This is a genomic window from Streptomyces atriruber (assembly GCF_001418325.1).
GTDB classification, from domain to species: domain Bacteria; phylum Actinomycetota; class Actinomycetes; order Streptomycetales; family Streptomycetaceae; genus Streptomyces; species Streptomyces atriruber.
In genome coordinates this window covers 1-11,488 of sequence record NZ_LIPN01000007.1, presented here as the reverse complement: position 1 = coordinate 11,488, position 11,488 = coordinate 1, and the positions used below count along the sequence as shown (strand labels likewise).

Below are 11,488 nucleotides of genomic sequence, written 5' to 3'. Positions count from 1 at the left end.
GCTCCGCTCTGCCCCGCGCCCCCACCGGTCTCCACCGGTCAGGCCGTGTCGGCCTCCATCATCCGCTGCCGCTGTTCCCGCGCCCACCCGTACTCCGGATCGAGCCGCAGCGCCTCGTCCAGCGACGCCAGGGCCTCCTCCTCGCGCCCCAGTGCCTCCAGGCACAGGGCCCTGGACCCCCACGCCCACGCATGGCCGGGATCGAGGGCGAGTGCCCTGTCGTACGCGGCGACGGCCTCGTCGTGGCGGCACGCGAAGCGCAGGATGTCACCCCGGTCGCTGTAGGCGCCAGGTGCGTCCGGGGCCGCTTCATGGGCGCGGTCGAGGTCGTCGAGGGCGCCCGGCAGATCGCCGAGCGCCTGTCTGACGCGCGCCCTGCGCAGCAGCGCCCAGGGATAGTCGGGCCACAGGTCGATCGCCCGGTCCAGGTCGTCCAGGGCCTCGCGGGGGCGGCCCAGCACGAACTTGGCCTGGCCGCGGCTGCCCAGCGTCAGGGGTTCCCGCGGGTCCAGGGCGTGCGCGCGGTCCAGCCAGGGCAGGGCCTCCTCCGGGCGGCCCATGCGCCGGTACGTCTCGCCGCGGTCCCGCGCCACCCACTCCGCGCCGGGCGCCACCTCGTCGGCCGCCGCCAGGTGGCGCAGCGCCGTCTCGAACTCGCCGAGGGCCCGGTGGGTGACGGCGAGGCCGTGGTGGCCCCCGGGGTCACCGGGATCGATGGCGATGGCGCGCTCGTGGTCGGTGAGGGCCTCGCGCAGCCGGCCGAGGTGGAAGAGGCGCAGGCCGTGCGCGTTGTACGCGGCCACCCGGTCGGCGTCGTCGAACCCGGCACGGGAGAGGAGGAGTTCCAGCACCCGCAGGGCGCCGAGCGCCTCGTCGGCGAGCGCGTCGCGCAGGTCGTCGGACCAGGTCCGCAGGTGATCAGCCGCCGTGTCCTCGGCGGCGTCCGTCACCGCCCGAGCCCACTCGCGGGCCACCGCCGTGTCGAAGCGGCACGCGTCGATTCCCGCGCGCAGCGCGCCCGGGAGCGCGGTGCGCGGCCCGGCGCAGAGCGAGTGGTACAGCTCGTCGACGCACAGGGCGCGCCACTCCGCGCGCATCCAGGGGCGGCCCGGCGCGCCCCGGAGCTCCTCCTCAAGCACCTCGCGCCGTCGCCCGTACAACTCGGCGAGGCGGGTGTGTCCCGCGCTCCACAGGGCGGGCGCCGTGTTGCGGCGCAGGCGCAGCATCGGGGCGCGCACGACGTCGTGGTAGCGGGCGGTGCCCCGGCGGTCCGGGCGGACGAACGGCATGGTGCGCAGCCATCCGTACAGCTCCGCCGGGCCGTCGCCGCCGCTGCCGCCTCCGCCGTCGCCGTCCCGGCCCACGGCGGCCCGCACGATCTCCTCGTCCAGGCGCCTGGGCAGGGCGCAGTCCAGGGCGGCCGCGCGCCGCACGGGGTCCCGCTCGGCCTTGAGGAACCGCTCCACGGCGGTGGCGCTGGGGTCGCCGACGTCGTCCGGGGCCGTGGGGCCGGTCTCGGCGAGGGTGGAGACGAGCACGGGCAGCCGGCCCGAGAGCCGCAGCACCTCGGCGATCACCGGCTCGTCGGTGACGCCCTTGGCGGCGAGCAGGCCGCGCGCCTCGGTCTCCGTGAAGGGGCGCAGCGGCAGTTCGGCGGCGAAGTCGGCGGCGCCGTCCCAGCGGACGGGGTCGAGGGGGCGCTGTCCCGCGGTCACCACCACGGCGTTGGCGGGCAGTTCTCCGTAGCGGTCGGTCGTCATCACGTCGTGCAGCCAGCGGTCCAGGAACGGTGCCGTCCGCTCGTACGTGTCGAAGAGCAGTACGAGCCACGGCGCGGTGTCGGCGGCCCCGCCCAGCCCGTCCAGGAGCACGGGGGTCAGCGCGCGCTCGGGTTCCAGGGCGAGGCGGGCGTCCTCGTGGCTGCGGAAGCGGGCCCGCAGCCGGTCCGCGCCCAGGGCGACCCGGTCCGCGTCGACGACGCCGGAGAGGGCGCCGACGACCGGCACCAGGCCGAGCCCGACGACCCCGGCGCGGGCCACCGCCGCGCTGCCCGCCGAGGGCACCTCGGGCTCCGGCGCGCGGGCGGCGGCCGCGACGGCCTCGTGGATGCGCTGGCGGTGCGCGGCGAGGGCGCGGTCCAGCGCCTTCATCGTCCTGCCCTGTTGCGCGTACTGCGCGGCGATCTCGCCCAGCGCCCCGGGGAGGTCCGTGACGCCGTCGTCCACATAGGCCACCAAAGCACCGCACTCCGTGGCGAGTTGCCCCATTTCGCGCACGAGCGACGTCTTGCCGACGCCCGCCGGACCGTGCACGTGGAAGAGGAAGCGGTGCCGGTCGTCCTCGGGCGACAGCTCAAAGTTCTCCCTGAACACACGGAGTTCCTCACGACGGCCCACGAAGGCCGCCCGCCGCCTGCGCCGGATGAGCTCCTGCATGGACACCTTCAGCCGCGCCATCGGCCCCTCCCGCATCCCGTCGACCTCCAGTCTGACGCAAGGGATGAGCCGGATCGAGGCCGATATCAGGTGAACGGGAACCGAGTTGGGACATAAGTGCGTGTGCACCACAGAAGTCTCTGCGGTGTACAACCTTCTCCGCGGAACGAACGTCTCCTTACACGACCACACAAATTCCCCCACAGGAGGAACAGTGCGCCGCAGTCTCATCACCGCCGTGGCCGTCGCCTCGCTCACGGCACCGATCGCCCTTGCCACGGCGGGTTCCGCTTCGGCCGCGCCCACCCCGCCGAAGGCCCCGGTCACCGACTTCAACCACGACGGTTACGCCGACCTCGCCATATCGGCCCCGGGCAGTTCCAACGGCAACGCCCCCGGCAGCGTCTCGATCGTGTACGGCTCGGCGAACGGCCCCGACCAGGCGCACGCCGTCACCATCAGCCGCGCCACGCCCGGCGTACCGGGCTCCGCCGAGGACGGCGGGCACTTCGGCAACACGACGGCCGCCGCCGACCTCGACGGCGACGGCTACACCGACCTCGTCGTCAACGGCGGCAAGAAGGCCGTCGTCCTGTGGGGCTCCGCCCAGGGCCTCTCCGGCCAGGGCAGCACCGAGCTGGAGTCGAACGGCGCGCGCGTCACCGCCGGTGATTTCAACGGCGACGGCAAGCGGGACCTGGTCACGGCCGAGTACCCGGAGCCCGAGGACCCGATGGACAACGACGACGCGGGCATGACCATCGCGTACGGCCCGTTCCAGCGCGACGGCAAGGCCGCGAGCACCCAGCAGGTCGTCACCAGCCAGACCTTCGGCCCCGGTGACTTCGTCGTGGGCGACGTGACCGGCGACGGCGCCGACGACATCGTCACCAGCCACGGCTTCGAGGAGATGGCCCACAAGAGCCAGCTCTGGAAGGGCGGCAAGAACGGGGTGGCCACCACCTCTCAGAAGCTCGCGCCCTCCCTCGGCGGCGCGGTCGCGGACATCGACGGCGACGGCTACGGCGACTTCGTCACCCGCGACATCGGCGACAACTTCGAGGACATGCCGTCCCAGAAGGGCACCGTCCTCGTCCGCTACGGCTCGGCGTCCGGCCTCTCGGACCGCAGCGCGAAGATCACCCAGGACACCGCGGGCGTCCCCGGCGCCGGTGAGGCGGGCGACGAGTTCGGCGCCGCCATCAGCGCGGGCGACGTGAACGGCGACGGCTTCGCCGACGTCGCCGTCGGCGTCCCCGGCGAGGACATCGAGACGATCGCCGACGCGGGCAGCGTCGTCCTCCTCAAGGGCTCCCGCTCCGGCCTGACCGGCACCGGCGCGCAGGCGTTCGACCAGTCCAAGCCCGGCGTCCCCGGCGCCTCCGAGAAGGGCGACAAGTTCGGCAGCCAGGTCCTGCTGTCGGACACCAACAAGGACGGCAAGGCCGACCTGACGGTGGGCGCGCCCGACGAGGACGGCACCTACGCCGACTCCGGCGCCGTCTGGCACCTGCGCGGCTCCGCGAGCGGCCTGACCACCACCGGCATCACCTCGTTCGGCCCGGCCGCGGTCGGCGCCCCCGAGAAGGACGCGCGCTTCGGCGACTTCCTGGCGAAGTAGTTCCGCGGTGACGTAGCACCGCGGTGAAGCAGCTGTGCGGAGGGGCCGGGCGCATCGCCCGGCCCCTCCGTCGTACCCCGGCGGTCCCGGTGGTCCCGGCTGCTGTCCCGGCCGTCCTAGCTGTCCAGCACCGGCAGTAGCTCCGGCAGGTGCCCGTCCGAGGCCGCGGCCGCCCGCTGCCGCTCCTGCGGCACCTCGCCGTACAGCGTCGTGCGCGGCTTCGCGGGCCGCCCCGCCGCGTCCGCGATGGCGATCAGGTCCTCGATGGACCGGTAGGAGCCGTAACTGGAGCCCGCCATGCGGGAGATGGTCTCCTCCATCAGCGTTCCGCCCAGGTCGTTCGCGCCGGACCTGAGCATCTCGGCGGCGCCCTCCTGGCCCAGCTTCACCCAGCTGGTCTGGATGTTGGGGATGTGCGGGTGGAGCAGCACGCGCGCCATGGCCGTGACGGCCCGGTTGTCGCGGGTGGTCGGGCCGGGCCTGGCGATGCCCGCGAGGTAGACGGGCGCGTTGGTGTGGATGAACGGCAGCGTCACGAACTCCGTGAAGCCCTCGACGCCCTTGGCCACCGCCTGCTGCTGTATTCCGGCCAGGGTGCGGAAGTGGCCGAGCCAGTGGCGGGGCTGGTCCACGTGCCCGTACATCATCGTGGAGCTCGACCGGATGCCCAGCTCGTGCGCGGTCGTGATCACCTCGGTCCAGGTGGCCGTCGGCAGCTTCCCCTTGGTGAGGACCCAGCGCACCTCGTCGTCCAGGATCTCGGCGGCCGTCCCGGGGATGGAGTCGAGCCCCGCCTCCTTGGCGGCGGTGAGCCACTCGCGGATCGAGAGGCCGGTCCTGGTCGCGCCGTTGACGACCTCCATCGGCGAGAAGGCGTGCACGTGCATGCCCGGCACCCGTTCCTTCACCGCCCGCGCGATGTCGAAGTAGGCGGTGCCCGGCAGGTCGGGGTGGATGCCGCCCTGCATGCACACCTCGACGGCGCCGACGTCCCAGGCCTGCGCGGCCCGGTCGGCGACCTGGTCCAGCGACAGGGTGTAGGCGTCCGCGTCGGTCCTGCGCTGAGCGAAGGCGCAGAAGCGGCAACCGGTGTAACAGACGTTGGTGAAGTTGATGTTGCGCGTCACGATGTACGTGACGTCGTCGCCGTTGACCGTCCTGCGGATGTCGTCGGCCACCGAGCAGAGCGCGTCGAGCGCGGGCCCGTCGGCGTGCAGCAGGGCGAGCGCCTCGTCGTCGGTGAGCTTCGTCGGGTCGTCGGCGGCCTGCTTGAGGGCCGCGCGCACGTCGCCGTCGAGACGGGAGGGCACCATGCCGGGCGCGGCCTGCTCGCGCAGCGCCTCCCAGTCGCCGTACACCTCGTCGAAGTCGTCGCGGCGGTCGGTGGTGCGGCCGGTGGTGTCGATGGTGGCGTGCAGGTCCGTGCGGCCGGAGGAGGCGACGTACCCCTCGTCGGGCTCCTGCCAGGGGTGGCCCTCGACCACCGCGTCGGGGCGGGCGAGGCCGGTGTCGGGGTCGGCGAGGGCCCGCAGGTGCGGGAGGAGGCGCGGGTCGAGCCAGGGCTCGCCGCGGCGCACGAACTCCGGGTAGACGCAGAGGCGTTCTTCGAGCCTGAAGCCCTCCGCCGCCGACCGCTCGGCGAGCTCCTCGATCGCGGGCCAGGGCTTCTCGGGGTTCACGTGGTCGATGGTGACCGGCGAGACGCCGCCCCAGTCGTCGATCCCCGCGCCGATGAGCCGCTGGTACTCGCCGTCGACGAGGTTCGGCGGCGCCTGGATGTTCCCCGAGGGGCCCATGATGTGCCGGGCGACGGCGACCGTGGCGACCAGGTCGTCGATCTCGGCGTCGGGCATGCCCCGCATCGCCGTGTCCGGCTTGGCGCGGAAGTTCTGGATGATCAGTTCCTGGATGCCGTGGTACGAACGCGCCACGCGGCGCAGCGCGAACAGCGCGTCGGCCCGCTCCTCGTACGTCTCGCCGATCCCGATCAGCAGCCCGCTGGTGAACGGCACCGAGGAACGCCCCGCGTCCTCCAGGACCCGCAGCCGGACGGCGGGCTCCTTGTCGGGCGAGCCGTAGTGCGGCATGCCCGGCTCGCTCCACAGCCGCTCGGAGGTGGTCTCCAGCATCATGCCCATGGAGGGCGCGACGGGCTTGAGCCGCTGGAAGTCCGTCCACGTCAGGACGCCGGGGTTGAGGTGCGGCAGGAGACCCGTCTCCTCCAGGATCCGGATGGAGATGGCGCGGACGTACGCGATCGTGTCGTCGTACCCCTCCGCCTCCAGCCACTCCCGCGCCTCGGGCCAGCGGTCCTCCGGCTTGTCGCCGAGGGTGATCAGGGCTTCCTTGCAGCCGATCGCCGCGCCGCGCCGGGCGATGTCCAGGACCTCGTCCGGGGACATGAACATGCCGTGGCCGTCCCGGCGCAGCTTGCCGGGCACGGTCACGAAGGTGCAGTAGTGGCACTTGTCACGGCAGAGCCGGGTGAGCGGGATGAACACGCTCTTCGAGTACGTGATGACGCCCGGCCGCCCCGCGGCCTCCAGCCCCGCGTCGCGCACCCGGGCCGCGGACGCGGTGAGGTCGTCGAGGTCCTCGCCGCGCGCCTGCAGCAGGACCGCGGCCTCGGTCACGTCGAGCGCGACGCCGTCCCTGGCCCTCCTGAGCGCACGCCGCATGGCGTTCGCGGTGGGTCGTCCGGCCTCCGGGGGCTGCGCGCTGTTGGTCATGTCTCCGAGCATACGAGCGAGAACACCTGCCTCTTACAGATACTTCCGCCCCTTCCGCCGGTGCAAAAGCGGGCGCACGTCATGGCGTCACGAAGTCACGTACTGCCCCAGCCCGTCGAGCGCCGCGCACACCTCCGCCTCCCCGGCCGGCGGCAGCTGCACGATCACCTCGTCCACGCCCAGCTCGCCGTAGTGCGCGAGCTTGCCCGGATCCGGTGCGACGGCGGTCACCGCCACGTACAGCTCGTCCGCCCCGCGCCCCGCGTCCGCCCACGCCGCCCTGAGCGCGGGCAGCGCCTCGCTCAGACCGCTGCCGCCGACCGGCATCCAGCCGTCCGCGTACTCCGCGACGTGCGTGAACAGACCCGGCCCCGCCGCGCCGCCGATGAGCGTGCGCGGCCCGAACAGCGGCCCCTTCGCGAGCCGTTTGCGGGGCGCCCGCCCCGGCTTCGGATGGACCTCGCTCGCCCGCACCCCGCCGAACTCCCCTTCGTACGCCTTCGGTCGGTCCGCCCACAGCGCCCGCATGACCGCCATCCGGTCCCGCACGACCGCCCGGCGCCGCGGCCACGGGACGCCGTGGTCCTCGGCCTCCTCGCGGTTCCAGCCGTAGCCGATGCCGAGGGTGACGCGGCCGCCGGAGAGGTGGTCGAGGGTCGCGATCTGCTTGGCCAGGTCGATCGGGTCGTGCTGGGCGATCAGGGCGATGTTCGTGCCGAGGGAGATGCGTTCGGTGACGGCGGCGGCCTGGGCGAGGGCGATGAACGGGCTGAGCATGCGGGCGCACTCGGGCGGCAGTTCACCGCCCGGATAGGGGGTTTCGCGGGGCACCGGGATGTGGGTGTGCTCGGGGAGGTAGAGACCGGCGAAGCCGCGCCGCTCCAGTTCCCGGGCCAGGCGGACCGGGGTGATCGTCCTGTCGGTCATGTAGAGCGTGGCGGAGATGCGCACGGGTCCCTCCGAGCGTGTTCGGTGCGGGCCGGGTGTCGGCGCGGGACACTCTTCCTATCCCCGGAAAGTCGGTTGGTCCATGCCCGTGCGCCGATTAGCGTGACGCGCGTGAACAGACGACGGCAGAAGAAACTGACCCGGCGCCTGGTGCTCGCCGCGTCGCTCGGCGAGACGGCGACCGTCAGGACGCTGCTGCGGTCCGGGCTCGACCCGGAGCTGCCGGACGGCGACGGCAGCACCGCCCTGTACGGCGCGTCGGTGCACGGGGCGGCCGACACGGTGCGGGTCCTGCTGCGTGCCGGAGCGCTGCCGGACACCGAGAGCCGCTTCGTCACCGAAGGCACTCCCCTGTGCGGAGCCGCCGCCTGGGGCCACGTCGACACCGTCCGCGAGCTCCTCGCGCACGGCGCCGACCCGAACCTGCGTGAGGACCTCGGCACGGGAAACACCCCGCTGTGGTGGGCCCGCAACGGAGCGTCGGGACCGCACCGGGATACGGAGGCCGCTCTGCTGGCGGCGGGCGCGCAGGGGTGACGTGACCCCCCGGTTGCCCTAGCATGCGCGCCAGATCCGGACACTTCCGGGAAAACTGGGGGTTTCGTCATGCGCCTGCGACTCGCGACCGCTCTGCTTCTCGTCGCCGCCCTGTTCGGCGGGGCCCCGCCCGCCGCGTCGTACGCGGCCGCACCGCCCGCCGCCGTCGCGCAGCACCACGAGTCCGGCGCGTCGACGCTCGCCAAGGCCGGGCGGACCGCACAGCAGGAGCAGACCGGGCAGACCGCTCGGACCGGCCCGCAGACCGGCAAGAAGAAGAAGCACAAGAAGTCGAAGGGCGGGATCCTCGGGCTGATCATCGTGATCGCCCTGGTGATCGTCGTGCTCCTCGTGCTCCTCGTGCTCCTCGCGGTGCGGCGCGCCCGCGCCTCCCGCAAAGGACGCTGACCACGCGAGCCGGGGCCGCCCGCGCACACCCCGGCCACCGCGCGTAAGTCCGTCAATCTTCTTCCCTTGCCGCACAGTTCACGGCTCAATACCAGGGTTGCACGCACCACCCATGTCACCGTCGACACGACACCCTGGGGAGCCGCAGCATGTGCGAGGACGTACACCACCCGAACGGCCCGAACCGGCGCGGACTGTTCGTGACGGGGGCCGCCGCCGCGATTACGTTGGGCAGCGTGAGCTTCGCCAGCGGCGCCGAGCGGCGCGCTCCCGCCCGGGACCGGGCGCCGGGGAGCACGGAGACGAGAACGGTGCGCGGGACGCTGCCCACCGGCTCGCCCGACTTCGTGTACCTGCCGGTCGAAGTCCCGGACGGCGTCAGCGAGTTCCGCGCCGCCTACAGCTACCAGAAGCCGACCGTGCCGCCCGGCACCCAGGGCAACGCCCTCGACATCGGCGTCTTCGACGAGCGCGGCACCGAGCTCGGCGGCAAGGGCTTCCGCGGCTGGTCCGGCGGCGCCCGCACCGAGTTCTTCATCCGCGCCGACGAGGCGACGCCGGGCTACGTCCCGGGCCGGGTCCGCGAAGGCACCTGGCACATCGCCCTCGGCCCGTACACGGTCGCCCCCGAGGGCCTCCCCTACGAGGTGACGATCACCCTCACCTACGGGGCGCCGGGCAAGACCCCCAAACCGTCCTACCCGCCCGAGCGCGCGAAGGGCCGCGGCCGCGCCTGGTACCGCGGCGACTGCCACCTGCACTCCGTCCACTCCGACGGCAAGCGCACCCTCGCCGAGATCGCCGCGCTGGCCCGTGAGGCGGGCCTCGACTTCATCAACAGCTCGGAGCACAACACGCACTCCGCGCACGCGCACTGGGCCGAGCACGCGGGCGGCGACCTCCTGATCATGCTCGGCGAGGAGGTGACGACCCGGAACGGGCACGTCGTCGCCCTCGGCGTGGACCCCGGCACGTTCATCGACTGGCGCTACCGCGCCCGCGACAACCGCTTCGGCAGGTACGCGCGGCAGGTCAGGGACGCGGGCGGCCTGGTCGTCCCCGCCCATCCGCACGCGACCTGCGTCGGCTGCAACTGGAAGTTCGGCTTCGGCGACGCGGACGTCATCGAGGCGTGGAACGGCGCGTACACGCCGGACGACGAGATCGCCCTCGCCGACTGGGACAGCCGGCTCGTCGCCTCCGTGCGCGGCGGCCGCCCGTGGATCCCGGCCATGGGCAACAGCGACGCGCACCGCGACCCCGACCGCATCGGCGGCCCGCAGACCGTCGTCCTCGCCGACGACCTGACGCGCGAGGCCATCCAGGACGGCATCCGGCGCGGCCGCTCCTACGTCGCCGAGTCCAAGGCCGTGGAACTCGCCTTCTCGGCGGCGGGCGGCCGGGGCGCGCACGCGGGCATCGGCGGCCGCCTCGCCGTCGACCGCGACGACCCCGTCACGGTCCGCCTCGACGTCAAGGGCGCGCCGGGCTGCACGGCCCGCTTCGTCACCGACCAGGGCGTCCTGCACACGGGCTCCGCCCTGCCGGAGTCCGGCGAGGGCACGCTGGAGTGGCGCACGACGGCTTCGTACGCCGCCTACGTGCGGGCGGAGGTGCGCCACGCGCCCGTGGTGACCGGCCTTCCGGGACCGCTCACCGCCTTCACCAACCCCATCTTCCTGGGCCGCTAGCGAGCGGACGGACCGCCGCTTCCCCACCCCTTCCGGAGCGGGGAAGCGGCCCCGCGTCCCCTCACCCCGGCCAGACGAGGGACTGCAGTTCGCTGTACGCGTGCAGGGCGTACGAGCCGACGTCCCGGCCCACGCCGCTCTTCTTGAAGCCGCCGAACGGCGCCTCCATGTTCCGCGCGATCGTGTTCACGCCGACACCGCCCGCCCGCAGCCTGCGGGCCACCCGGAAGGCGCGGGCGACATCGCCCGACCACACGTAGTCGATGAGGCCGTAGTCGCTGTCGTCGGCGAGGGCGACCGCCGTGTCCTCGGCCTCCTGCGGGCCGTCCGCGTCGAAGGGGACCACGACCACCACCGGGCCGAAGATCTCCTCGCGGACCACCCGCATGTCGTGCGTGCAGTCGGCGAGGAGGGTCGGAGCGACGTAGAAGCCCTTCCCCGCTGCCGGGCGTTCGCCGCCCGCGACGACCCGCGCCCCCTCCTTGCGCCCCTCCGCCACGAACGCCTCGATGCGGTCGCGGTGCGCCGCCGAGATCACCGGACCGACGACCGTGCCCGCCTCGGCCGGATCACCGACCTTCAGGTACCCGGCGTACGCGGCGAGCTTCTCCAACAACGCCTCGTACACGCCCCGCTGGACGATGACGCGGGTCGGCGCCGTACAGATCTGCCCGCTGTAGAAGGAGAACGTCGTGCCGATGCCCGCCACCGCGGCGTCCAGGTCGGCGTCGTCCAGGACGATCGCCGCGCCCTTCCCGCCCAGCTCCATCAACTGCCGCTTCATGTCGCGGCCGCACACCTCGCCGATGCGCTGCCCCACGGCCGTCGAACCGGTGAAGCTCACCATGTCGACGTCCGGGGACGCGACGGCCGCCTCGCCCACCGCCGCGTCCGTGCCGGACACGACGTTCACCACACCGGGCGGCACACCCGCCTCTTCCAGGGCCGCCGCCATCCCGTACACCGACAGCGGGTCCTGCGGCGCGGGCTTCACGACGACCGTGTTGCCCATGGCGAGGGCGGGCGCGACCTTGCCCGCGGGGTTCGCCCAGGGGTTGTTGTACGAGGTGATGCAGGTGACGACGCCGACCGGCCTGCGCACGGCGAGCGCCCCCACGA

Annotated in this window: 8 protein-coding genes; 4 read left to right on the top strand and 4 right to left on the bottom strand. The window is 73.4% G+C overall.

Annotated elements, in window-relative coordinates:
• Window positions 1-38 precede the first annotated feature (38 nt).
• Window positions 39-2,456: a tetratricopeptide repeat protein gene (locus AOK03_RS00660; protein WP_244177438.1), complete on the bottom strand. Its 2,418-nt coding sequence runs from the start codon at window positions 2,454-2,456 to the stop codon at window positions 39-41.
• Window positions 2,457-2,649: 193 nt separating this feature from the next.
• On the opposite strand from AOK03_RS00660, the gene AOK03_RS00655 reads away from it, so the two are divergent.
• Window positions 2,650-4,056, top strand: coding sequence for an FG-GAP-like repeat-containing protein (locus tag AOK03_RS00655; RefSeq protein ID WP_055563112.1), 1,407 nt, complete (start codon window positions 2,650-2,652; stop codon window positions 4,054-4,056).
• 116 nt (window positions 4,057-4,172) lie between these two features.
• On the opposite strand, the gene AOK03_RS00650 is transcribed toward AOK03_RS00655, so the two are convergent.
• Window positions 4,173-6,785 carry a bifunctional FO biosynthesis protein CofGH gene (locus tag AOK03_RS00650; RefSeq protein WP_055563129.1) on the bottom strand — a complete coding sequence of 871 codons (2,613 nt, stop codon included), beginning with the start codon at window positions 6,783-6,785 and terminating at the stop codon, window positions 4,173-4,175.
• Window positions 6,786-6,872: 87 nt separating this feature from the next.
• Window positions 6,873-7,736, bottom strand: a complete 864-nt coding sequence (locus tag AOK03_RS00645) for a TIGR03619 family F420-dependent LLM class oxidoreductase (protein ID WP_055563111.1) — start codon at window positions 7,734-7,736, stop codon at window positions 6,873-6,875.
• Window positions 7,737-7,844: 108 nt separating this feature from the next.
• Here AOK03_RS00645 and AOK03_RS00640 point away from each other — a divergent pair, with 108 nt between their 5' ends.
• The 3 genes from AOK03_RS00640 to AOK03_RS00630 all read left to right on the top strand — a co-directional run bounded on the left by AOK03_RS00640 (window position 7,845) and on the right by AOK03_RS00630 (window position 10,369).
• Entirely contained in the window at window positions 7,845-8,270 is a 426-nt protein-coding gene (locus tag AOK03_RS00640) for an ankyrin repeat domain-containing protein (RefSeq protein ID WP_055563128.1), read from the top strand.
• A 69-nt stretch (window positions 8,271-8,339) separates the two neighbouring features.
• On the top strand, window positions 8,340-8,678 hold the full coding sequence (locus AOK03_RS00635) for a hypothetical protein (protein WP_055563110.1): 339 nt from the start codon (window positions 8,340-8,342) through the stop codon (window positions 8,676-8,678).
• 149 nt (window positions 8,679-8,827) lie between these two features.
• On the top strand, window positions 8,828-10,369 hold the full coding sequence (locus AOK03_RS00630) for a CehA/McbA family metallohydrolase (RefSeq protein ID WP_055563109.1): 1,542 nt from the start codon (window positions 8,828-8,830) through the stop codon (window positions 10,367-10,369).
• A 61-nt stretch (window positions 10,370-10,430) separates the two neighbouring features.
• On the opposite strand, the gene AOK03_RS00625 is transcribed toward AOK03_RS00630, so the two are convergent.
• The coding region (locus AOK03_RS00625; RefSeq protein ID WP_055563108.1) for an aldehyde dehydrogenase family protein at window positions 10,431-11,488 on the bottom strand (1,058 nt) is incomplete at its 5' end.

Coding starts and splice junctions, on each gene's coding strand:
- AOK03_RS00660 (WP_244177438.1), bottom strand. CDS start 2,456: ATGGCGCGGCTGAAGGTGTCCATGCAGGAGCTCATCCGGCGCAGGCGG.
- AOK03_RS00650 (WP_055563129.1), bottom strand. CDS start 6,785: ATGACCAACAGCGCGCAGCCCCCGGAGGCCGGACGACCCACCGCGAAC.
- AOK03_RS00635 (WP_055563110.1), top strand. CDS start 8,340: ATGCGCCTGCGACTCGCGACCGCTCTGCTTCTCGTCGCCGCCCTGTTC.
- AOK03_RS00630 (WP_055563109.1), top strand. CDS start 8,828: ATGTGCGAGGACGTACACCACCCGAACGGCCCGAACCGGCGCGGACTG.